Origin of the sequence: Pseudomonas extremaustralis (genome assembly GCF_900102035.1) — a bacterium.
Taxonomy (GTDB): Bacteria; Pseudomonadota; Gammaproteobacteria; order Pseudomonadales; family Pseudomonadaceae; genus Aquipseudomonas; species Aquipseudomonas extremaustralis.
On the sequence record NZ_LT629689.1, the window covers coordinates 1,647,051 to 1,671,011 of the forward strand.

Here is a 23,961-nt window from a genome sequence, read left to right on the forward strand (position 1 = left end):
GACCACGTTTTCTAAAATTTTTGCCTGAAACCGAGCCCTATGAATATCGATCAGTTGTTGTATTGGCACCAGGGCTTGTTCCTCCAGCCTCAGCATTTTCAACAGAACGATGCGCGTATCGAGCATCGTCTGACCCGTACCACGGAATTGAACCATCCGTACCCGTGGGGCCTGATCTCGCTGAAGATCAACGAGCCCGCGCTGGTTGCCAAGCAATGCCTGCTGGAGCAATTGTCGGTGCGCTTCGCCGAAGGCACGCTGGCCGAGTATCCGGGCAATGCGATGCTGGAATCGCGCACCCTTGACCTGGGCGAGTTCAGTGGCGGTCGCACGCTGTTTGTGGGGCTGCGCCGCTTGTTGCCGGGCGATGCCAACGCGCAGGTGTTCGAGACGTTGTCGGCGGGTTCCCGGGCTGAAGCGCGCTTTATCGTGGCGGCCGACCCGGAAGTGATCGGTGATCGTCTCGGCGATTCCCCGGAAGCGCGGGTGCGCCCGATGTCCTATGTATTGCGGCTGTTCTGGGACGATGAGCTGGAGCATTTGAGCGCCTACGAGTTGCTGCCGATTGCGCGTTTTGAGCTGGACGGTGATCGCCTCCGGCCGGCCCAGCGCTACGTGCCGCCGTCGGTCAATCTGGCGGCATCGCCGATGCTCCTGCAAACCTTGCGTGAAGTCCGTGACGAACTGGTCGGGCGGGCGCGGCAATTGTCGGTGTACAAGCAGCCGGGCGAGTCGCGGCGCGGCGATCTCGATGCGGCCCAGGTCAATCATCTGATGGCCCTGGCGGTACTGAATCGTTATGGCCCGTTGCTCACCCATTTGCTGGAAACACCGCAGGTTTCGCCGTGGCAGCTTTACGGCACCCTGCGCCAACTGGTCGGTGAGTTGAGTCTGTTTTCCGATGTCTGCGACATGCTCGGCGAGACCCCGGATGGCCGTCAGTTGGTACCGCCCTACAAACATGAAGACGCAGGGGCAGCGACGATTGCACTGGTGGCCTTGATCGGCCAGCAACTGAATGAAATCAGCATCGGCTCGGAGTTGCTGGTTCACCTGCAACCACAGGAAGGTTTTTATCAGGCCCCCTTGCCGGACGCGTTTTTCGGCCCGCGGCATCGTTACTACCTGGTGGCGCGCAGTCTGGGCGATCCGGTGTGGCTGGCCGAGAGCCTGCCGTTGGATGGCAAGCTGGGAGCCCTCAGTGTCATGCAAGGCCTGGTCAACCGCGCCTTGCCCGGCGTCGAGTTGATCTACTTGCAAGTGCCGCCCCAGGGACTGCCGCGGGTGGCCGGCGCGTTGTACTTCCGTGTGGAAACCCTGAGCGATGGTTGGGAAACGCTGGAGCAGGAGCGTCAGGCCGCGTTTTTCCTGCCGCAGCCGCCGGCTGACCTGAGCATCGACCTGGTGGTGGTGCGCACATGATCAATCCCCGCCTGGCCGACTGCTGGATGTCGAGTTTCGAGGCTGCCAAGCGCGGCTTCGTTGATCCGGCGCAGTCCTATGAAACGCTTGCGCCGGCACTCATCGTGCTGCTCGATGGCGCCGCCAATCGGGCTCGCGAACTGCGTTTTGCCGAGGCCGAAGTCCGTGAGGCGTTGTTCGCGGTGGTTGCCTGGATCGATGAGGCGGCCATGTCCGGCGAATGGCCGGGGGCGGCAGAATGGCGGCGGGCACCGTTGCAGCGTCACTACTTTTCCACCAGCCGTGCCGGTGTCGAGTTCTTCCAGCGCCTGGAGGCGTTGCCCGAAGCGGCGGTCGGTGCCCGCGAGGTCTTCGGCCTGGCGTTGCTCGGTGGCTTCCAGGGGCGCTACGCGACCCGTCCGGGGGGTGAGCTGACGCAATACCGTCGGCTCTGCCTGGAGCGGATCATTCTCGATCGGCAGATGGTGCCGCTGGATGCCGACAGCCATCTCTTCGAACAACCCGAGGACCACTTGCCGACACGTCTGCGTGCGGTGCGCCGGGGCTTGCCCGGTCTTTCGTTGCTGCTGCTGATTGGGGTGCCCTTGATTGTGTTGACCGTGCTTTACATCAGTCTCGATCTCTCCCTGGGTCGACAAGTCAGCCAACTGCTGGAGATGCGCTGATGTTGAAAAAAACAGGGGTGTTGTTGCTCGGGTTGCTGCTGTTGGTCTGCATTGTGCTGCTGCTCTGGGGCCTGGCGCTCTACGAAAGCTGGCCATTGTGGTACGTGCCGGTGATTTGCGTCGTTACGCTGTTGGTGGTTTTGTGCCTGCGTTGGATCGGCCGACGCTGGTATGCCTGGCGCTTGCGTCGGCGGATGAACAGCGAGTTGCCCCAGCGTCGCCGCGATGAAGCGCCGGCGCTCGATCAGGACTGGAACAGCGGCGTGCAGATGTTGCGCCAATCGCGCCTAAGTCGATTGGGTTCACCGCTGTATGTGCTGCCCTGGTTCCTGATGCTGGGCGAAAGTGGCAGCGGCACCCGCACGTTGCTGGGCAACAGCGGGTTGACCTCGGCCTTGCGTTCGACCCGCGGTGGAAAGCCGGCGGCCTCGACCGGGGCCCTGGATTGGTGGTTCCTTGAACGTGGAGTGATCATCGAACCCGCCGCGCGCATGGCCGAGGGCAACAGCGACGCGGGCCCCGAATGGCGGCGGTTGCTGTACTGGTTGCTGCGTTCGCGACGCCGCGAACCCCTCAACGGTGTACTGCTGGTGATTGACTGCCAGCGCCTGTTGAACGACTCCGATGCGAGCCTGGCCGAGCAAGGACACAATCTACGCCGCCGTCTTGACGACCTGGTGAAAGTCTTTGGTGCCCGTTTGCCGGTGTATTTCATCATTACCGGTGCCGAAGCCTTGCCGGGTTTCAGCCAGTGGGCTTCGGCCCTCACGCCGCCGCAACGCGAGCAACCGTTTGGCCTGCTCAGCCGACAGCGCACGGGGGCGGCGCAGGCGTTTCTCGAGGAAATGTTCAGCGGGCTTGGCCAGCGCCTGTTCGACTTGCGCATCGAGTTGGGCGTGCGCGGCCTGCCTGATCAAGATGCCTTCAGTCTGCCGGAGCGCATCGTCGACTTACGTTCACGTCTGGAACATCTGCTGTTGCCGGCGTTTGACGCCAACCCCTACAGCGAGTTGCCGCTGCTCTGCGGGCTGTTCGTGACGGCGCAAGGGCAAGAGGCCGACGGCACCAGCGAAGGCTGGTTCAGTCATGAGTTGCTGGGCCAGCTGTTGCCCGCGCAACGCCATGCCTATCAACCCATCGATAGTTGGCATCGCTGGCGCAGGCTGTTGGCCCATGCCGCCGTGATTGGCTGGTTGGGACTGTGTGTCGGCTTTGGCGCCTTGCTGGTGTATGCCGACCACCACACTCAGGCCGTGCTCAGCGAAGCGCTCGACGAACCGCCGGCGGCGGAGGATTTCGACGGTGGGTTGGAGACCGATCTGGATGCATTGCGGCGCTTTCGCCAAGCGTTGATCAGCCTGTCTGCCCAGCAGCAGGGCGGATGGCATGGCTTGCTGCCGTTCTCGCGCCATATCGACCAAGTCCAGGCGCACTATCGCTCCGACTACGTCAGGCTGTTCGACAGCGAAATACGCACGCCGGTCTTCGACGGTTTCATTTCGCAAAACCTGCGCGGCGCGCTGAACAGCGGCGATCCACGGTTGATTGCCGCGTATGCCGAATTCCTCGTGCGGCGGATCAACCTGCTCGATGCCCGCCTGAATAATCAGTCGATGGATGACTTGCCGTTGCCCGGTTTCGAAGTGGGTTTCCTGAACTTGACCTACGGCTCCAAGCAAGCGATCAGCGCCGGGCAACTGGTCACCCTGGGGAGCAGCTATCGCTCCTATCTGGAGTGGCAAACCGATCTGGCGCAGATGCAGGGCCAGCGCGCTGCCTTGCTGGGCCAGTTGGAAAGCATGGGGCTTGAAGGCCGCCCTCTGACGTGGCTGAAAGCCTGGGCCGAACTGCAGGGCAATCTGCAGCCGATCCGGCTGTCGGAATACTGGAACGATAGCGGTAACCCTGACCTGAGTCTTTCCGGTGCCTACACGTCGCAAGGGCACAGTGCAATTTTTGCGTTCATGGATGAACTCGGCCTCGCCAGCCGTGACAGTGCGTTATGGAAGACGCAGCGGGTGAAGTTCCTCGATCAGTATCAAAGCGATACCCAGGATGCCTGGTATCGGTTTATCCAGGGCAGCCTGCTCAGTGCGCAGACACGCTTGAAGACGCGCAGTGACTGGCAATTGGCCCTGAGTGTGGTCGGTACGCCCAACGATCCGTTCCTGAAGCTGCTGCATCGCAGTGCCGAACGGTTCGCTTTGATCCCAATCGAGCAACGGGCGCCTTGGGCGAATCGTGCGGTGTCCCTCGACCGTTTGCTTGAACTGGCCAGCAACAATGATCTGCATGGCGAAGCCGGCGCGCTGGGCAGTCTGAAAATCACCAATGCCTTGGGAGGAGATGTGCTCAAGGGTATGGCCAATGGCGGCTCGATCGAGAGTGGCGTCAACGGCTTGCGTGACGAGTTGGCCCAGGCCCGTGCATTGGGCAGGTTTCAACAGTTGATGAAAGGTGTGGTGGCCGATCTGCAAAAAAGCGATGCGCAAGCGTTCCAGGTGGCCATGGATACTTGGGGCTTCGGCGCCGATCCTTCGGTGAAGTCCGCGCCGCTGTGGGAAGCCGATAGCGTGCGCAGTGCATTGATCCAGGCGCTGAAGGGGCCTGATCCGCGTGAGGATGTGGTCTGGTCGCTGGCGACCGGCCAGCTGGACTTTTCCTCGCACTATGTCTCTGAAGTGGCGGCCTGCCGCCTGCAAAGTGATTGGAGCGGGCAGTTGCTCAGTTCGATCCAGGGCGTGCAGGACCCGGTCATGCTCAACGAGCTGCTGTACGGCGAGCGCGGTCAACTGCCGGCCTTTATGAGTGGGGCGGTGAAAACCTTCGTGCAGCGCGATGTGCAGCGCTACAGCGGACGGGAGGCGCTGGGTGTGCAAATTCCGCTGACCGGTGCGTTTTATGCGTATGTCAGTCGTATGCAGCATGCGCGCAACGATCTGCTCGGTGCCGAGCGCCAGAGCCAGGCCCAGCAGGCCACGGAGCATCAAAGCCGACAGGCACTGGAAGCCGAGCAGAAAGGCCTGGTGGCGCAACGGGCTGAGCTCAAGCAGAGCATTGCCATCCTGCAGGCCACTGCGGCAGTGGTGGAGTTGTCCGCCGCGCCGTCACAGGTCAACCTCGGCGCCCGTTCGCTGCCTCAGCAAACGCGCCTGACACTGCAATGCAGTGGCCGCTCGACGGTGCTGGATAACTTCAACTTTCCCACCAGCGCCAGCTTCGTCTGGGCACCGGGGGCCTGTGCCGATGTCACCCTGGAGATCAGCTTCGCCAACTTCAAGTTGACCCGGCACTGGACCGGGGACCGCGCGTTCGTGGACTTCCTGCGGTTGTTCAATGGCGGGCAACACACCTTTGGCGTCGATGATTTTCCGAGCCAGCGCAACTTGATGGGCAGCGAGAATCTTATCGGCATTCAACTGACCTACCGCCAGGAGGGCGAACAGGTCTTGATGGACAAGTACAGCCAGGCCGACCAATTGCAGCGTCAGGCCGTTGTCATCGATGCACAGTTGAACGGCATCGCCGAACAGTTGACGGCCATGGATGCCCAGGCGGCCGCGACCAGTGTCCGTCTGGCCGCCCTCGGTTCGCCCACCGAGCAGGGGGTCGCGAGTATTCAACCGCCGACCCAGATTGCCTGGTGCTGGACGCCCCGGCCCGTGGCGACGGGGCTGTCGGCCGGTGAAGGGCTACGGTTGGATCTTGGCACCTATGACAACGAGACGCGCTTGAAGAACCTTGAAGCGCAACTGCGCATCTTGGGCTTGACCAGCCGACGCGAAGCCACGCAGTCGATAACCGGTGACAAGGCGACGCGGTTGCTGGTGGTGGCGTTGCGTGACGACGCGGCCGCGCAACGGGCGATTCGTGACATCGTGGGCAAAATGGGCGTGGCCGCCACACTCGACAGCGCAGCTGCCGGCAAGGTCGACCTGTGACGAAGGGCTGGCGCGCGTCACTGGCGCTACGCATTACAGGTGTCCTGGCGCTGGTGCTGGCGTTGAGTTGGTGCGTGGCCGCCGGGCTCAGCGCCTGGCGTACGTATGAACAACTGCAAGGCAAGGCGCTGGAGGATCTCAGCCAGCGCCTGGCTTTGCTCTCCAGTGTGGACAACGACGATTTTCGCGACGCCGAGGAGGGCGCCAGACGACTGATGACGCGCTGGAACAGCGGCGCGGCAAACGAGTTTGGTGGCAATATTTTCCAACGCAGCACCATGGATTGGGTGCTCAACCCGTCCGTACAAGACGCCTCGGCCACGGAACGGTTGTCCCGCGCCGCCTCCGCCGCCGAAGCCTTCGGTACGGCCGGCCAGGCGATGACAGTCGATACGTTTTTCTATTTCCCCGACGCTGGGGCGGCGTTCTCCACGCAAGTCGATATTCCTTCGGGCTTCGCCCAGGCCCGAGCGACTCATTTGCGCGCGCTGTTCGACGGATTGTCGGCAGATGGACGCCAGGTTGTCTGGGACGGGCCCTATTACGAGCCGTCGCTGGGCCGCCAGTTGATCAGCGTTGCGGTGGTCGCCCGGGATGCTTCGGGCAAACCTTTGTTCATGACCGGCTATGAATTGAAGCTGGATGAGCGTTTGGCCCGTATCGGGCAGTTGCTCAAGGGCTATCCCACCCTGTTGCTGGATGCACAAGGCCAGCGCATTGCCGATCTTTCCGGCAATACACTGGAGGCGGTTTCCCGCGACAGGCTCAAGCAACTGATCGGGGATTTGCCTGCTGCGGCCGGCTTCCCGCAGATCGGGCGCTTCGACACCGACACACCGATGGTCGTCGCTCACCTGGGGCAACCGGATTGGTATCTGTTGACGCTGTATCCGCAAGCACAGCTACGCGCAGGCGCGTTGGGGCTGATTCTCGCCGAGGTCCCTTTTGCGATTGTCGGCTTTATCCTGTTGGCCCTTGGTCTACTTTGGGTCTTGCATCGCGAGTTGGCGCGGCCGCTGGCACGCTTTGCGCGGGAAATCGAAGAGACCGCCCGTGGCGACGACCTGTCCCGGCGCTTGCCAGAGGCGCGCACGGATGAGCTGGGCCGCTTCGCCAGGGCTTACAACCGCTTGCTCGATGCCTTGCAAGCCCAACAGGCCGGGCTGGAGCACCTGGTGGCGGTGCGCACTCAGGAACTGCAGGGCGCCCGGGATATCGCCAACCAGGCCAACCAACTCAAGGGGCAGTTCCTGGCCAATATGAGCCATGAAATCCGTACCCCGATGAACGCCGTCATCGGCATGAATCATTTGCTGGCGGATACGCTGCTCACGCCTCAACAACAGCATTTTGTCACGGCCATCCGCGAGAACTCCGAAGCCTTGCTGGCGTTGATCAGCGACATCCTGGACTTCTCCAAAATCGAATCGGGCAACGTGAATATCGAACAGGTGGAGTTCGATCTGACAGAAGTGCTGGAAGATGTCACCGAACTGTTGGCGCCGCGCGCGGCGGAGAAGGGCGTGCGCATGATCTGCCACATTGCCACCGATGTACCGGGGTACGTGAGCGGCGACCCGTGGCGACTGCGGCAGATTTTGCTCAATCTCTTGAGTAACGCTGTCAAGTTCACGGCCAGTGGCTCGATTCGCTTGCTGGTATGGCGGGCGGATGGCGACCGGCTCGGGTTTCAGGTCATCGATACCGGCATCGGCATCGCACCGTCGGCGCAGTGTTCGGTGTTCGAGGCATTTTTACAGGCCGATGCCTCCACCACCCGAAACTACGGCGGTACCGGGTTGGGCTTGTCCATCAGCCAACGCCTGGCCAGGTTGATGGGCGGGGGTATCGAGTTGCAAAGCCAAGCGGGCGTGGGGTCTACCTTCACGCTGACCTTGCCCTTGCCGCAATGCCCGGCGCGCGCGGCCGATGCTCCACGGTTGTGGGGGCTGCGAACCCTGGTGGTCGATGAGCACGCCGATGAACGTGGGGCGTTGATGGAGATGCTCGGCCAGTGGCAGATGCTGTGCCAGGGCGCGGCGTCAGCCGAAGAAGCCTTGAACCTGATGCGCGAACAGGCGCAACTGGGGATCATGTTCGACTTGGTATTGGTCAATTGGCGCCTGCCGATGGTCGATGGCATCGAGTTCGCCGACCTGTGCCGTGCCGCCCCGACACTGGCGACCACGCGCATCGTGCTGATGGCTTCGCAGGTGGAATCATTGCCATCTGCCGATGAGCTGCGTGCCCATGGCCTGGCCGCGTGCGTTGTCAGGCCCCTGCGTCGACAGCCTTTCTATCGGACCTTGTGCGAGGTGCAGAGCGGCGCAACGCCGACGCTCAGCGAGACGCCATCGCCGTTGCGCAGTCTGGAGCGGCATGACTTCAGCCTGGACGTCCTGGTGGTCGATGACATCGCTACCAATCGGGAGATTACACAGTTGTTCCTGGAGCGTTTCGGCCATCGCGTCATCCATGCCCGCGACGGCGTCGAAGCACTGGAAATCCTCGGTCGGAAGGTTTTCGATGCGGTATTGATGGACGGACAAATGCCGCGAATGGATGGCATGGAGGCTGTTCGTCAGTTGCGTTCAGGGCAGTGCTCAGTTCTGGATGAGGAGGTTTACGTCATCGCTTTGACCGCCAATGCCATGAGCGGTGACCGTGAACGGTTCATCGAAGCCGGCGCCAATGACTATCTCGCCAAACCGGTCTTACCGATGCAGTTGTTCGACGCGATCACGCGAGTGATCGTGCGGCAGCAGGCGCGGGGGATGGAGTTGCGCAGCCCAGGGCCTTCGCTACCGTGCCCGGCGGCGCCCATGCCTATCCTGATGCCGCTCGATGAACAGGACCCACTGCGTGCACCGCGTCTGCAGCGTTTGTTCCTGGCGGACTGCCAGGCCTTGCTGCTTCGGCTCAGGGAGTCGGTGGCGCAGGTCGATCATGCGGAGTCCGCGCGTATCGCCCATAGCCTCAAGGGCAGCGCCGGGCAATTCGGTGAAGCGGCTTTGGAAGCGTCGGCTGCGTTGATGGAACGGGCTGCGGTTGACTCGGACGTCGCCACGATAGTCGCTGCGCTGCTGCAACTGGAAATGCATGGTTCAATCCTGGCTGCGCGTCAGCCAGGCCCCTCTGGACAACCTGGAAAACCCGACGATGCCTGAGTGCCGTTTGTTGCTGGTGGATGATCACGCAATGATTCGCGAGGGCTTGTGTGCTTTGCTCGCCGATGTACCGGAACTGACCGTAGCTGGCGAGGCCGAAGACGGTCAGCAGGCCATTGCCCTGTGCCGCGCCTTGCAGCCCGATCTGGTGTTGATGGACCTGAACATGCCGTTGCTCGATGGCGTCTCGGCCCTGAGCTTGATCGCCAGGCGCTGGCCCGCGATCCTCATCATCGCCCTGACTTCCACGGTCTCTGAACATAACGCCGCGCTGGCATTAGAGGCCGGCGCGGTCGGTTATGTGCTCAAACGAAGCCGGCGGGAGGATCTGCTCCAGGCTATCGCCCAAGTGCGCTTGGGGAAAATCTATATCGATTCCGGTCTCGATGCCGCGCAAGTCATGGCACTGCGTGGAGGAGGGCAGGCGGCCGGTATCAGCCTGACGGGGCGAGAGCGCCAAGTCTTGAAGCTGGTGGCCGAAGGCGCGCGTAATCGAGACGTTGCCGAGATATTGTGTATCGGCCTCAAAACCGTAGAGACCCATCGACTCAATCTGATGAGGAAACTGGACGCACATAACGCCGCCGATATGACCCAGTGGGCGTATCGGCTCGGTCTGCTTGAAGGGGATCAATAACAGGGCGCTGGTCACAAGGTTTGACGTAATCGGGTTTATGTTATGGTGATTCTTAGCTTCTTTGAACGTTGTGTTGATCCGAGAACGAGTGCCCTATGAAAATCAATTCGGCAGATTTTAGAGTACGAGAAGGCGACAAGGTCAATCTCCACAAGTGGCCGACCAAGGTGGAACCTTTCTACAAGTCAAAACGGCAATATCGCAAACTTCTGAAAGCACATGTCGCGCAATTGAGCGCACAACAACAGCTTCTTTATGCATCCAATCGCTATGCCATTCTGCTGATTTTCCAGGCGATGGATGCGGCAGGAAAAGATGGCGCCATCAAGCATGTGATGTCCGGTGTGAATCCGCAGGGTTGCCAGGTATTCAGCTTCAAGCATCCCAGCACGGCTGAGTTGGAACACGACTTTCTATGGCGAAGCACGCGCAATCTACCGGAGCGCGGGCGGATTGGCATATTCAATCGGTCGTACTATGAGGAGGTGCTGATAACTCGCGTCCATCCGGAGATTCTCCGCAGCGAAGGGCTCCCGGATACGGTTGAACACAATAGTAATGTCTGGAACGACCGATACCGCTCGATCTCCAATTTGGAGCAACACCTTTCAAGCAACGGCACACGCGTCATCAAATTCTTTCTCCATCTCTCGAAAGACGAGCAACGAAAGCGCTTCATCGATCGCATCGACACACCGGAAAAAAACTGGAAATTCAGCGCTGCGGATATCGAGGAACGTAAGTATTGGAAAGACTATATGCAGGCCTACGAAAAATGCCTTAGTGCAACAAGTACGAAGGAGACACCTTGGTATGTGGTGCCTGCCGATGACAAGAAAAACGCCCGGTTGATCGTATCTCAGATATTTTCAGATGTGCTGGATGAACTGAAAATGTCATATCCGAAGACCAGTGAGGAGCGCCATCAAGAACTGCTGAATATCCGCAAGCAGCTACTGGAATAATAATTGACCTGCTCGAACGGGCTCTTCGCAGGCGTAAGCAAGTACTGGGAAGCCGCTGGGGCAGGGCGTGGACATTATCAATGAGCGGGATGAGGGTGATTTCATGCCGGAGAATGAGGGCATCGTTATGTGGGGATGCATACACATTACCCTGTGATTGTGCATTCTCAACAGTTGGCGAGCACTGAGAGTGGCCCGCAATTTATTACTCCTCAAACGCGACGAGGCTCGCCCTCGGCAATTTCGCGCATCAGACTCAGGTAACGACGCACTCCCAGCCCCAGAGGTCGGTTCTTTACCCAGATGATATCGACCCATAACCTCATCTGGCTCGGCATGTTGTCAAACACTACCTCCGTCAATGCGCCCGAAGTGATTAGAGGTTGTACTAGGGGTTGTGGAAGATAAGCCCAGCCCAATCCTTGCTGCACCAGATCCAGAGTCGCTAGATAATTGTCGCTGTGCCAAATCCGCCGTGAAAGCACAACTCGTGGTTCAGAGTCTGTAGGTCCTCCAGTAGCAACGATGATCTGCCGAACGTTGACCAGTTGCTCTTCACCCAAGGGGCTATTCTTGCCGGCGGCCGTAGGATGATCTGGGGAGGCAACTGCGACTAACAATTGGCTCCCCGCTTCAAGAAACATCTCCCGTTCGTCAAGCCCTGGTCGTTCAAATCCAAGTGCCAATTGCACACGCCCTTCATGGAGCATGCGCATCGCCTCCGCATGGAACGCGGAGCGAATCTCGATTTCAAGCGTGGGAAACTCCCTGGCGATAATGGACAGCGGACGATTCCATACGCTTGTCTGCAACTCCGATGCCATCGCAAGTCCAGCTCTGCTTCTAGCTGCGAGACCGCCATGTTGATGGAAGAGGGGACCCGGCCTAATTTTCGAGCGGCCGCAGAAAAGGACCCGCTGTCGACGACCGAGAGGAAAACTTTAAGTGACTCACTGGTAAACGCCATGATGGTTGTCAAACTTTCTGATGATGATCGTCTTTATTTATCAGGGTTATTGGCCTAATTTCTACTCTCTTTCAAATTAAATACGTGGGGCACACCATGTTGGGTTCGGAATTGAGGGGGCATGTGGCACTTGTCAGTGGTGCCGGGAGTGAATCTGGGATCGGTATGGCTATTGCTCGCAGGCTAGGTGCAGCCGGGGCGAAGTTGATTATCACTGCCAGCAGCAACCGCATCGCGGATCGGATTGAAGAGCTACGCCTTGAAGGATTCGAAGTTGAAGGTCGGCCAACTGACCTCACCGATGAAAGCCAGGTACGTGAATTCAGCCTATGGGCAGAGTCAGTCTGGGGTAGGGTGGATATTCTGGTGAATAATGCTGGTATGGCCATGCAAGGAAGCCCTGAGATTTTCTCGGAACTGGCGACGATGGAACTGCATGAGTGGAATCTTTCACTGGCCAGAAACTTAACAACCGCTTTTCTTCTGACTCGGGCCGTTTTGCCCGGTATGAGGGCGCGAAGTTACGGGCGTATTGTCAATATCAGTTCCACCACGGGCACCAGGGGAAGCAATCCGGGCGAAGCCGCTTATAGCGCCGCCAAGGCCGCGATGGTTGGTATGAACATGGGGCTCTCACTTGAAGTCGCCAAGCAGGGGATTACCGTAAACAGCGTGGCTCCCGGATGGATCACCACCGGCTCAACTACGCCCGTTGAAGCAGAGGCGGGGCGCTTTACCCCGATTGGGCGGTCAGGCAGCCCCCGCGAAGTGGCGGCGGCGGTTGCATTTCTGGCGTCGCCTGACGCCAGTTACATCACAGGGGAAGTCCTCGTGGTGGATGGCGGGAACTGCCTGATTGAGAACAAAGCCCCTCTGGCCTGAGGTCAAGACACGGGCGGTTTATTCTTTTTTGGGCGAAAGTAATAACAGAGCGTTTTAACTACTCATTGCATCGTCCAGCATGCTTATTGGTTTCCGGTCGCTCGACGAGTTCCTGACTCCACGCTGGTCTATGACTGCATGGATTATCATGAAGGCTTCGGCAATGTCACACGGGAAATGCTGGATCTCGAAATTGCCTTTCTGCATTTCAGGCACGTCAGTTGTTTGCGCAGGGTAAGACCTGGCAACATCGCGCCCTCAGCTCTTGAGCAAAGCGTGTCTGGACAGACTAGTGATGCAGAGCAACTATGCCAACCTTGAGATAATCGTCGTCGATAACCAGTCCAGCGACGATACGCCCACGTTCCTGAAGATGTGGGCCGAAGGGCACCCGAGTCGTCGCGTGCAGCAAAGCGGCAAGCGCGCTGCGTGTGCCGAAGATGTCTTCGTTCACCACCATTTGTCTGCTTCGTTCAATAAATTAGGCCTAGAAAAAAAGCAGGCACTTTTCGAAAAAAACAAAGCGATTTATGAGGCAAAGTGGTGGACCTGGAGCCCCCATACCTATCGGGACGTCTGGGCGTCAGATATGCATCGGAAGAGAAAATAAATGACCAAAAAGGTCCTCTGCATCATTGGTACGCGCCCTGAAGCCATCAAGATGGCTCCAGTCATCAAAGCTCTGCTGGCCGAGGAAGATATCCAGTGTCGGGTACTGGCTACAGCCCAACACAGAGACATGCTAGATCAGGTGCTGGGGCTTTTCGGCATTACGCCCGATCTGGATTTGGACATCATGCGTCCCGATCAGTCGCTGACAGCACTGACTGCGCGCCTGCTGTCGGGGCTGGACAGCGTATTGCAGTCCGAGAAACCGGACGTAGTATTGGCGCAAGGTGATACGACGACGGTCATGAGCGCGGCCTTGGCTTGTTTCTATCTGCGGATTCCGTTCGGTCATATAGAAGCGGGGCTGCGCACTGGAGACCTGTACAATCCTTTTCCAGAAGAAGCAAACCGTGTGATCGTCAGCAAACTGGCTCGTTGGCATTTTGCGCCGACCCAGGGGGCCGTGGACAACCTGTTTCGCGAAGGCGTGCCCGCAGCGGATATCAGTATGACCGGCAATACGGTTATCGATGCATTGCTCATGACGGCTGCGCAAACTCTGCCGCTCGACATTGACTTGGATTCAAGCAAGCGTCTGGTGCTGGTAACTTCCCATCGTCGAGAAAATTTCGGTGAGCCGTTCCAAGGCATTTGCCAGGCGTTAAAAACCTTGGCCCAGCGGAATCCGGATATCCAGATTCTGTATCCGGTACACCCTAATCCGAATATCAAAGATGTTGCCTATGCATTCCTGGGGCAGACACCCAACATCATTCTATGCGGCCCTCTGGACTATGCATCGTTCATTGCCGCCATGAAGCGCGCCTATCTGATCATCAGTGATTCCGGCGGGGTGCAGGAAGAAGCGCCGGCACTGGGTAAACCAGTGCTGGTGTTGCGAGAAGAAACCGAACGGCCGGAAGCCGTGGATATGGGAGTGATGAAGCTGGTGGGTGTCAATCGCGACACCATCATCGAACAGGCGCAGCGTCTTCTCGAAGACACTGATGCGTATCGGACCATGGCTCGCGGGGTTTCGCCTTTTGGCGATGGCAAGGCAGCAGAGCGCATCGTGGGCGTTTTAAGGCAGTACTTCCAGCAATGCGGATGATCTATCTCTCACCGGTACCGTGGGCCAGCTTCAAGGTGCCGTGACTTTGAAGCTGTTGGAGTTTCGCAGACTGACAATCTGTTCGGTCAAGATGAAGATTTGTCGCTGTCTCGCGTTGAGTTCTATGTTCAGATAGTCGGGCGTTCACTTACAGGTTTCGAACTGACCTCCATTGGAGGTGGTTGATGGTCTTGGAGAAAGGATTCAGATCGCGATTGGAATTCTAGCTTTCAAGTCTGGAGAATCGGTGCTCAGAGCCAGCGGGAATCTCGAAAGGCAAGGAGATAGGGTGCGGATAGCGAGATTCTGGTAATTCGAGGCAAAGTCCGGTTTTTGGGTGCAGGCGACATTATGAACGTATCTGACATAGCATATTATTTAACATAATATACATTATGCGCAACATAACGTTACATAATTCTGTGTGATACCAGCCAAATCTCAGCTGCTTGACCAATCCTCGCAAGCGAGTTTTCACGTAGCCGAACTGGCGTTTGATTACCCGGAATGGGTGCTCCACTTTCGCACGCACCTGCGTCTTGGCTTTTTCGATTTTGCGCTTGGCTTTGTAGAGCACGCTGCATTTGCTCAAGTGCTTGTAGATGCTGCTGACTCGTGGTTGTTGGTGCGGATGCAAGTAACAAGCTGGCTTGTTTAGCCGCCAAGTCTACTATCAGAATATTCATCTGGTTTCATTTGTTGATCGTCTGGGCTATCCGCCTTAATGCTCCAACACGACATCGTGCACTGGAGCAAAAATAATGAAAAAACACCAATCGGCACTTCAACTAAATACCTTGGCCATGGCGCTGGCATTTGCCTTGCCGGCCATGAGCTATGCCAGCGATCAGTCCGATTCCAAGGGGTTTGTCGCGGACAGCAGTTTAAATATTCTGAATCGCAACATGTTCTGGAACCAGAACGGCAGCGGCACCCACACCCGTGACTGGAGTCAGGCGCTGATGGCGACCTTCAGCTCGGGCTTCACCCAAGGCACCATCGGCGTTGGCATTGATGCGTTTGCCGACCTGGCGCTGCGCATCGACGGGAGCACCGACCGTGCCGGAGGCCCGAACATTCCTTCCGATGCCAATGGCAATCCGGATCACGGCCTCGCGAAGGCCGGCGGTGACGTCAAGTTCCGTGTTTCCAATACCACGCTCAAGGTCGGCGACTTGCAGCCCACGTCGCCTGTATTTGCCACCGCTGATAACTACCTGATGCCCCAGACCGCATCAGGCTTTCAGATCAACAGTAATGAAATCATGGGACTGAACCTGGAGGCTGGTCATTACACCGCTGGCACCGGTAACACCACCACGTCGCGCAGCGGCGACATTCTCGCTAGCTATGCCGGTGTGGAAGCAGCGTCGGCCAGCTTCGCGGGTGGCAAGTACCAGTTCAGTAAGGAGTTCACCGCATCTCTGTACGGAGCGCACCTGGAAGACGTTTGGAACCAGTACTACATCAACTTAAACCTTGTTCATCCATTGGCCGGTGACCAATCCGTCGCACTGGACTTCAACCTGTATCGCACACTGGATGACGGCAGCGCCAAGGCCGGTAGCATCGACACCACTGCTGCCTCGCTGGCGGCTGCCTACACCCTGGGCGCGCACACCTTCACCCTGGCCGGACAAAAGATCCATGGTGACGAGCCGTTCGACTATGTCGGCTTTGGGGAGACCAACGCCGGTGTCGGTGCCGGCCGCTACGGTAACTCGATCAACCTCGCTGATTCGGTGCAGTACTCCGACTTCAACGGCCCGGGCGAGAGATCCTGGCAGATGCGCTATGACTTGGACATGAGTGCCTTTGGCGTCCCAGGCCTGAGTTTCATGGCTCGTCATATTCGCGGTTCCGGCATCGACGGTACGCATACTGCCAGTAACTCGGCCTACGCCGGGGCCTATGGTGCCAACGACCAGGAACACGAAACCGACGCCGAAGTGAAATACGTCGTACAGAGTGGCCCGGCCAAGAAACTGACTGTTCACCTGCGGGAGGCTTGGCACGATGGCGATGCTTCTACCGGTGGGCATTTGGTGCAGACGCGCCTGATTACTGAGTACCCGTTGAATATCTTCTAAAAAGGTGCCTAGGGAATCCAGAGCGATTCACCCAGATAGCCAACTCAACTAAATAACCATTTAGTTGAGTTAAATCAATAACTTACGACAACAAGCAGATCGCCGCGCCCAACGATGCACGCTACTGTGCGCCGCCAAAACATTAATAAACCCAAATGTCAGCCTACAAACATATGGATTTTTCCAAATGTTTGCCTCTCTTAAGCTCTCCCCCACTCCTCCCCGTGATGGAGCACGCATCGTCGGTACGCCCTGACCACAAGGGCGATCCTAAAAATAATGTGTCTGCCGACCCAAGGAATACCTATGTCCTCTCATTTGTCTGAACGGCAAAACGCCGATGAGCACCTGTTGCACAGCCACGGCTACGCTCAACAACTGCACCGGGGCCTTTCGCTCTGGTCATCGTTTTCAGTCGGTTTCGCCACGGTCTCACCGGTGGTGGGTATCTATTCGGTAATGTCCCTCGGCGCCATGAATGCCGGCCCTTCCTGGGTCTGGATCGTGCCCTTGTGCCTCGCCCTGCAATTGCTGGTGGCGCTGGTGTATGCCGAACTCGCCTCGCAATACCCATTGGCCGGTGGTTGTTATCAGTGGGTCAAGCGCTTGGCGGGCGATCGCTGGGCCTGGTTTACCGGGTTCATGTACCTGGCGTCGGCCCTGGCTTCGTTGACCACGGTCGCTTACCTCGGCGGGTTCTGGTTGTGGCTGCTGGCGACGGGTGAACCGCCGTCGGCGAATGCCCAGGTGTTGAGCGGTGCCGCGTTGTTGGTGCTGGGGTTGGCGGTGAACCTGTTGGGAATCAACCCACTCAAGTACTTCGTCAATGCGGGAATCGTTGCCGAAGCGATTGCCTCGATTGGTATCGGCGTGCTGTTGCTGTTGTTCTTCCGCAATCATTCGTTTGCCTTGTTGTTGGAAGGACTGAGTTCAACCTCCACTGGCGACGGCCGCTATTTTTCCGGTTTCCTTACCGCCATGGCCGTCGGTGGCTGGGCCTTTCTCGGCTTTGACGCGTGCTCGCAAGTGTCCGAGGAAACCGCCGACGCCCGTACCTCGACTCCCCGCGCAATCCTGCGCTCGATGATCCTGGTGGGGCTGACCGTGATGCTCACCGCATTTGCCGTGACGCTGTCCTATACCGACACTGCCGCTCTGGTCTCCGGTCAAGTCATCGACCCGGTGACCCCGGCCGTCGTCGATGCCTTCGGCGCCTGGGCCGAACGTCCCTTCGTGGCCGTGGTGCTGGTGGCCTTCATTGCCTGCGTGGTTTCGGTACAAACCTATATCGGTCGCGCGGTATTTGGCATGGCCCGCGACAACATCCTGCCGGCCTCCGCGCTGCTGCGCCGGGTGGATAAACGCAAAGTGCCGTTCGCGGCGATGGTGTTCAGCACCTTGTTTGCAAGCCTCGGCCTGGCCTTGGGGTTGAATGCAACCGCCGTAGGCACGTTGATCGCGTTCGGCAGCGGTGGCTTCTTCTTTGTGTTCCTGATTGTGGTGACCTGCGCCCTGCTCGCCCGCCTCAACGGTACCTGGAAGGTCGAGCACGGCACGTTCAGCCTCGGGCGCTGGGGCATCACGGTCAACGTTGCAGCATTTGTCTGGCTGGTATTCGAAAGCATCAACGTGGCCTGGCCACGGGAAGCCCTGGCCCCGCCCGATGCCCCGTGGTTTCAGGTATGGGCGGTGATTCTGGTGTTCTCGTCCCTGGCCTTGCTGGGCCTGATCTACCTGTTCTGGGCCAAGCCTTACCAGCGCACTGGCACCCCGCAAGTACCCACTCTTTAAACTGGACACGGAGTTTCAGATGCCCGCTTTACATTATTGGAATTACCCCACGGAAATCTTTTGCGGCCCCGGCGCACTGGAAATCCTGGCGCAACGCTGCACCCTGCTGGAGATGCGCAAGCCCCTGTTGGTGACCGACCCTGGCATGCTCGCCCTCGAACCCCTGGCCTTGCTCAAAGCCCATCTGACCCAGGCAGATATCCCATTCGCAGTATTCAGTGACATCCACAGCAACCCCACGCTGGACGACGTAGCGCGAGGTGTCACGGTGTTCCAGGCGGGCGGACATGATTCGCTGATTGCCCTGGGCGGCGGCAGTGCCATGGACGCGGCCAAAGGTGTTGCCCTGGCGACCGTTGACCGCCAGGGACTTGCACGATTCGAGTGGTCCCAGGTCATCGAGCGTTACCCGAGCCTGGCGGACTTCCCCCGCCTGGACCTGCCCAAGCTGATCGCCTTGCCCACCACCGCCGGCACCGGCTCGGAGCTGGGGCGCGAAGCCGTGCTGACGGTGAGCGAGCAAGGCATCAAGCAGGTCATCAGCCACCCGGAGCTGTTACCCGCCACCGTCATCCTCGACCCTATCCTGACCCGCGGCCTGCCGGCGGCACTTACCGCCGCAACGGGCATGGATGCCCTCACCCACCATATAGAAGCGTTTTGCTCACCGCTGTATCACCCTATGTCGGCAGGCGTCGCCGTGGAAGGCATACGCCTGATCCGACAACACCTGGCAACTGCCTGCGCGGATGGCCAGGATATGGTCGCCCGTGAAGGCATGCTGGTGGCGTCCGCCATGGCCGCCGTGGCGTTCCAGAAAGGCCTGGGCGGCGTCCACGCACTGGCTCACCCCCTGGGCGCGCGTTTCCACAAGCACCACGGGTTGTTGAACGCGATCCTGCTGCCCTATGTGCTGATCGCCAATCAACCGGTCATCAATGCCGACATTGCCCGCCTGGCGCGCTACCTGGAACTACCCCAACCTGATTTCGACGGGTTCGTGCGCTGGGTGCTGCAACTGCGCAAGCAACTAGGCATTCCCCACTCATTAAGCGAGATTGGCCTGGATGCGGACGCCGCAGCCTGGGTCGGCGAACAGGCGCTGGCCGACATCTCGTCTTCAGACACCAATGCCCGCCCCTTGGATGCCGGCGACTACAGCCAGATCTTCCGCAACGCGGTACATGGCCAGCTACCGGCCGTGTTCCATTCGTAGGTCGTCGATAAAGGCCCGCACTGCCTCGCTTTGCGGATGGCCGATATGGGTGATCATGCTGTGCTGCACCGCGTAATGCAGGGTTTCGGGGTGCAGCGCACGCATATGGCCATTGGCGATCCACGGCGTGGCGTAGTGCGCCGGCAGATACCCCAAGTGCGTCCCCGCCAAAACACCGTGGGCCACCGCTTCCATATGGTAGGCGGTGGCCGATGCGCGCCTGGGCACGACCGGCAGTACCTGGTCGGCGGGTAGAAAGCCGTGCTTGATCCAGTCACAAGCTTCCAACTGCGCCAGGCTGGGGGCTTCAACGTTGAAAAGCGGGTGGTGGCGGCCGCAGAAAATACCGATCGCCTCGCTGTATAAGGGCTGATAGTCCAGGGTCGGCAACGTGCGGCTGAAATACGAGATGGCCATGTCCAGTTGCCCATCGATCACTGCGCGCTCCAGTTCCGTCGGTGAATTGATGAAAATATGCAGGTGCATATCGTGCTCACGCTGATAGAACCGCGCGATCGCCCCATCGATGCGTGCCGTAGGCAACGTGGCGATATTGTCCGCCAGGCCCAGGTACAGATCCCCTACCAGGCGTCCCGCCAGGTTTTGCGCCTCATCGCGAAAGGCATCCACCGCACCGAACAGCGCCGACGAGGCCTTGAGAATGCGCTGGCCCTTTTCCGTCAGGCGAAAGCCACCTTTGCCGCGCTCGCAAATGCGGTATCCCAAGCGTTTTTCCAGGGTGGAAATATGCGTGCTGATATTCGATTGGCTCATGTTCAGCTCGGCCTGGGCCGCTGTGAACCCTCCGCACCTGACCACAACGGAAAAGATGCGCAAGAGGCGTAAATCCATATCCGTGACATTTCTAAGCACAGCGATTCTCTGACGACAGCCCCATGGAGGGCCTCATTCAACGCCAGGGTACGGGCAGCGTCAATCGGGCTTGTGTGCCCATGGCACGAAACTTAAGCTGGCGCTCTTTGATCACTCTCCCCCCGGATCGTCCATGCCTCGAAGTATCGCCCGCCTCGCCCTCCTGCTGGGGTTGATCACCGCCGTTGGCCCCTTCGCCATCGACATCTACCTGCCTGCCCTGCCGACCCTGGGCACCAGCCTGGGGGCCTCGCCGGCGGCGGTGCAAATGAGCCTGACCGTGTTTTTCATGATCGTCGGTGTGTGCCAGCTGTTTTATGGGCCGATCAGTGATGTGTTCGGGCGCAAACCGCCGATCTATGCGGGGCTGGTGATCTTTGCCGTGGGCAGTGTGGGGTGCGCGCTGGCCCCCTCCATCGAGGTGTTGATCGGCTTTCGCGCCCTGCAGGCATTTGGCGCCTGTGCCGGCATGGTGATTCCCCGGGCGATCGTGCGCGACCTCTACACCGGGCATGAGGCAGCACGGTTGATGGCCTTGTTGATGCTGGTGATGAGTGTCTCGCCAATCCTCGCGCCATTGGCCGGCAGCCTGGTGATCTCACTGTGGAGTTGGCGCGAAGTGTTTGCTGTCCTGGCGGTGGTCGCCGTCGCCTGCCTGGTGATGACCATCCTGCAACTGCCCGAAACCCACCCGGCCGAGCGACGCATGAACAAGACCCTGGGCACTGCGTTCGGCAGCTACGGTGCATTGTTGCGCGACCCGGTGTTCACCGGTCTGTCGGTGGTCAGCGGGTTTGGCCTGGCCACGTTTTTCGTGTTTATCGGTAGCGCACCGTTCGTGTACATCGAGCATTACGGCCTGACGCCCACGCAATTCAGCCTGGGTTTTGCCCTCAATGCCGCATCGTTTTTTGCCATGAGCCAACTCACTGCGCGCCTCAGTGCGCGCTTCGGCCTGGCGCCGTTGATTCGTTGGTCGGTGGTGGCCGTCGCCGCCATCATGGCCCTGCTAGCAGCGACCACACTGTGGGTCGATAGCTTGCCGGTGATGATGACGCTGCTGTTTATCGGCTTCGGCTTCCTCGGCCTGCTGTTGCCGGCGGCCGGTGTGCTATCCCTGGAGGACCATGGTGCCGTCGCAGGTTCTGCGTCGGCCCTGCTCGGTGCGATCCAGATGATCACCGCTGCCGCGTCCATGACCCTGGTCGGCGTGTTCGCCGACCACACACCGGCCCCGATGTTGATCGGCATCGCGCTGTGTGCGATCGCCGCGATGCTGACCGTCATGTGGACCTTGCGTCACCTGCCGGCGCACCTGGCGAGCGCTTCGCGTCCGTCCTGATTCAAGGCCTGGCTTTCTACTTAGCTGAAGCGGCGCGCAAATCGCAGCGTCATAAATCAAACCGATCCACCGCCCGCCGTCGCTCATTGTCGTCGCGCATGTCATAGCTGGCGGTGGTCTGGATATTGGTGTGATGGGCCAGTTTCTGCGCGATCGACAGGTCATGCTCTTCGATCACCCGAGTAATGAACGAACGCCGGAAGTCATGGGGCATGATCTTCACCCCTACCTGCTCGCCGCGCTGGCGGGCGATGTAGTAAATCGCATGTTTGGTGATGCGTTCCCGCGTGATATGGCTGCCACGGCGGATGCGATTGAACAGGAAGCTATCGTCCTGCTCGCCGTCCTTGAGCTGTTCGCGCCGAAATACCAACCATGCCTGCAACTTGGCGAAGGCCCAGTCTGGCGCGTACTTGATCAGTTCCTTATTGCCCTTGCCGATCACGCGCAAGCTACGTTCCTGGAAGTTGATCTGCGCCAGGTCGAGGTTGACCGATTCCGACTTGCGCATGCCCGAGCCATACAGAATGCCAATCACCGCCGCATCCCGAAGGCCCTGGGGGCGTGGATCGGCGGCGCAGACCTCCATCATTTCGCGGATCAGCGTGCGCCGCAGGTTGCGTCCCTGGCCCAGGCGCGTGCCGGGCGTGGCCTTGACCGTGCGCATGCGCAGCAAGTGGTCCTGGCTGATGAGACTCAACCGCCAGGCCTCGTTCATCACCCCACGCACCGCATTCACATATAACGACGAGGTATTCGGCGCATAACCGTCTTCACGCAAGGCCGCGACCAGGGCGATGACGTGTTCGGGCTGCAGCAGGTGCCAGTCGATCTCTTCGAGGTTGATGTCCTCGAAGCCCAAGCGATCGGCGGCGTCTTGCAGCACATAGCGCATGGTCAATTGGCTGGAGGGGGCCAGGCGGGTGAGGTAAAGGGTCAGCGGGTTGCGGATAGACTCAGTCAAGGTAGATCAGCCTTTGGATCAAATACCTCAAGCAAGCCATTGTTTAATCGAGATATTTAGTGAATTGGCGAGGGCCGAGTCTAACGCAGGACCCGCCCTGGCACAAAGTCACGGGGCGGTATCGTCATCCTCGGTGGGCGCTGGCGGTTGGGTCTGGGTCTGGCTCCACTCGGTATCCTGCTTCTGCATCAGCGCGAACCAGTGCTGGCGCATGAACGTCAGGTAGGCCTCCGGCGCCTTGGCAAAGTCCTTCTCATCGCCGTAGCAGCCCGGCAATGGCAACTCGGTGCCTTGTTCCTTGTATTGGCTGACCAATGCCTGCTGGCCGGCCACGCTGCAATCCTTGGGCAACGGCATGCCGCGCAGGGCTCCAGCCTCTTCGTCCCACCAACTGGCACCGACGCGGTCGACGCCGCGCAAGCGGAACTTCTGCGACTTGCCGGCATGCATGATCAGCTTGAATTCGTTGGGGCTGACGTCGCTGGTGCAGGTGCGCGAATAGCCCACGGTGGCTTGGGTGATGCCGTCGCCTGCGAGGTCGGTGACCTTGGTCGCGGCCCTGTCGAAGCGCAACGACGCATCGAATTCACAATGCTGGACATCGTCGTAGAGCATCCACACACGTTTGGGGCGGTTGCCGTCGATCAGGTACTGGGCCGCATACACGAACGCCGATTGGGTTCCATCATCGTCACGCTCACCGACCTGCTCGGCGAGCACCAGCAGGTTCTTGCCCTGGCGATCGTCCCAGGTATACGCAGCGATCTGCTTGCCACGCACCTCAACGCCATCCGGCACCTGGTCGATGTCGGTCAGTGCCACGCCTTCATCGGCCCGCACCGTGGTGACGCACGCCACGGTCATCAACAACCCCATCAACACCGGCCGCAACTGGCCGCGTAAAAGCTGCACGCTATTCATCCGAGTACCCTGGCAAGAGAGCGCTTACTTTACCGGCACTTGGGGGGTATTGCAGAGAAGATTCTTCAATGACATTCAACTAGCCAAGGGGGTTCTCCAAGTTGAACCCTGCCATTATGAAAACAGTTCTTATTTCACCCATGCACTTAACCCATTGATGCGCTGGTTGTTTTGCTGAACCCTAGCTGTCTACCTGTCAAATAAACGAGTTTTTCATGTGCCTTTCATATCGGTTCAACATTTTTGCGCTTAATCTTTAGCGCAGAACTTCAGAGCAAAACCCGCTAAGCCGTCTAACCTGTTGATTACGCGAACACTTCAGCGTCGTTTTTTTCATCTGCGTTCCAGGCTTTCACCCAATGATTGCTGCTGTTTTCACGCTCAAAGTTGCTCTAAAC

16 protein-coding genes and 2 pseudogenes are annotated in these 23,961 nt (G+C 59.2%); 13 read left to right on the forward strand and 5 right to left on the reverse strand.

The genetic code is table 11. The features are described from left to right. Window positions 1-39 precede the first annotated feature (39 nt). The 6 genes from tssK to BLR63_RS07865 all read left to right on the forward strand — a co-directional run bounded on the left by tssK (window position 40) and on the right by BLR63_RS07865 (window position 10,797). Entirely contained in the window at window positions 40-1,422 is a 1,383-nt protein-coding gene (gene tssK, locus BLR63_RS07840) for a type VI secretion system baseplate subunit TssK (RefSeq protein WP_010562871.1), read from the forward strand. After that, on the forward strand, window positions 1,419-2,087 hold the full coding sequence (locus BLR63_RS07845; protein ID WP_010562870.1) for a DotU family type IV/VI secretion system protein: 669 nt from the start codon (window positions 1,419-1,421) through the stop codon (window positions 2,085-2,087). Before tssK ends, BLR63_RS07845 begins: the two co-directional genes overlap by 4 nt. Continuing rightward, window positions 2,087-6,028, forward strand: a complete 3,942-nt coding sequence (locus BLR63_RS07850; RefSeq protein ID WP_010562869.1) for a type VI secretion protein IcmF/TssM N-terminal domain-containing protein — start codon at window positions 2,087-2,089, stop codon at window positions 6,026-6,028. The genes BLR63_RS07845 and BLR63_RS07850 overlap by 1 nt, the downstream gene beginning before the upstream one ends. Next, window positions 6,025-9,195, forward strand: a complete 3,171-nt coding sequence (locus tag BLR63_RS07855) for a response regulator (RefSeq protein ID WP_010562868.1) — start codon at window positions 6,025-6,027, stop codon at window positions 9,193-9,195. Before BLR63_RS07850 ends, BLR63_RS07855 begins: the two co-directional genes overlap by 4 nt. Next, the gene (locus tag BLR63_RS07860) at window positions 9,128-9,832 is read left to right on the forward strand and encodes a response regulator (protein ID WP_197676790.1); all 705 of its coding nucleotides are present in this window, start codon (window positions 9,128-9,130) and stop codon (window positions 9,830-9,832) included. Before BLR63_RS07855 ends, BLR63_RS07860 begins: the two co-directional genes overlap by 68 nt. Window positions 9,833-9,927: 95 nt before the next feature. Further along, entirely contained in the window at window positions 9,928-10,797 is an 870-nt protein-coding gene (locus tag BLR63_RS07865) for an ADP-polyphosphate phosphotransferase (RefSeq protein ID WP_010562866.1), read from the forward strand. Window positions 10,798-11,009: 212 nt separating this feature from the next. Here the strand turns inward: BLR63_RS07865 and BLR63_RS07870 are convergent. Then, window positions 11,010-11,764 (reverse strand): annotated as a pseudogene (locus BLR63_RS07870) (LysR family transcriptional regulator). Window positions 11,765-11,860: 96 nt separating this feature from the next. Between BLR63_RS07870 and BLR63_RS07875 the strand changes: the two are divergent. From BLR63_RS07875 to wecB, 3 genes are all read left to right on the forward strand, one after another. After that, on the forward strand, window positions 11,861-12,646 hold the full coding sequence (locus BLR63_RS07875) for an SDR family NAD(P)-dependent oxidoreductase (RefSeq protein WP_042946403.1): 786 nt from the start codon (window positions 11,861-11,863) through the stop codon (window positions 12,644-12,646). A gap of 295 nt (window positions 12,647-12,941) precedes the next feature. Beyond that, window positions 12,942-13,256, forward strand: coding sequence for a glycosyltransferase family 2 protein (locus tag BLR63_RS07880; protein WP_010562863.1), 315 nt, complete (start codon window positions 12,942-12,944; stop codon window positions 13,254-13,256). Then, a complete protein-coding gene (wecB, locus tag BLR63_RS07885) occupies window positions 13,257-14,366 on the forward strand; it encodes a non-hydrolyzing UDP-N-acetylglucosamine 2-epimerase (RefSeq protein WP_010562862.1) in 1,110 nt (369 codons plus the stop codon). It begins immediately after the preceding gene. A gap of 448 nt (window positions 14,367-14,814) precedes the next feature. Here the strand turns inward: wecB and BLR63_RS31105 are convergent. Beyond that, window positions 14,815-14,973: pseudogene (locus BLR63_RS31105) on the reverse strand (transposase); the annotation flags it as partial. Window positions 14,974-15,127: 154 nt separating this feature from the next. Between BLR63_RS31105 and BLR63_RS07895 the strand changes: the two are divergent. The 3 genes from BLR63_RS07895 (at window position 15,128) to BLR63_RS07905 (ending at window position 19,463) form a co-directional block, all read left to right on the forward strand. Then, window positions 15,128-16,456 carry an OprD family porin gene (locus tag BLR63_RS07895; RefSeq protein WP_010562860.1) on the forward strand — a complete coding sequence of 443 codons (1,329 nt, stop codon included), beginning with the start codon at window positions 15,128-15,130 and terminating at the stop codon, window positions 16,454-16,456. 306 nt (window positions 16,457-16,762) lie between these two features. Then, entirely contained in the window at window positions 16,763-18,247 is a 1,485-nt protein-coding gene (locus BLR63_RS07900; protein ID WP_010562859.1) for an APC family permease, read from the forward strand. Between the two features lie 19 nt (window positions 18,248-18,266). After that, window positions 18,267-19,463, forward strand: a complete 1,197-nt coding sequence (locus tag BLR63_RS07905; protein ID WP_010562858.1) for an iron-containing alcohol dehydrogenase — start codon at window positions 18,267-18,269, stop codon at window positions 19,461-19,463. Here BLR63_RS07905 and BLR63_RS07910 read toward each other — a convergent pair. Beyond that, a complete protein-coding gene (locus tag BLR63_RS07910) occupies window positions 19,440-20,336 on the reverse strand; it encodes a LysR family transcriptional regulator (RefSeq protein WP_042946402.1) in 897 nt (298 codons plus the stop codon). The two genes, BLR63_RS07905 and BLR63_RS07910, sit on opposite strands and share 24 nt — an antisense overlap. Before the next feature lie 133 nt (window positions 20,337-20,469). Between BLR63_RS07910 and BLR63_RS07915 the strand changes: the two genes are divergently transcribed. Next, entirely contained in the window at window positions 20,470-21,678 is a 1,209-nt protein-coding gene (locus BLR63_RS07915) for a multidrug effflux MFS transporter (RefSeq protein ID WP_010562856.1), read from the forward strand. Window positions 21,679-21,727: 49 nt separating this feature from the next. Here the strand turns inward: BLR63_RS07915 and BLR63_RS07920 are convergent, their stop codons facing one another. After that, window positions 21,728-22,642, reverse strand: a complete 915-nt coding sequence (locus BLR63_RS07920; RefSeq protein ID WP_010562855.1) for a site-specific integrase — start codon at window positions 22,640-22,642, stop codon at window positions 21,728-21,730. Between the two features lie 108 nt (window positions 22,643-22,750). Continuing rightward, window positions 22,751-23,563 (reverse strand): M949_RS01915 family surface polysaccharide biosynthesis protein, encoded by an 813-nt coding sequence (locus tag BLR63_RS07925; RefSeq protein WP_010562854.1) that lies wholly within the window; start codon window positions 23,561-23,563, stop codon window positions 22,751-22,753. Window positions 23,564-23,961 lie beyond the last annotated feature (398 nt).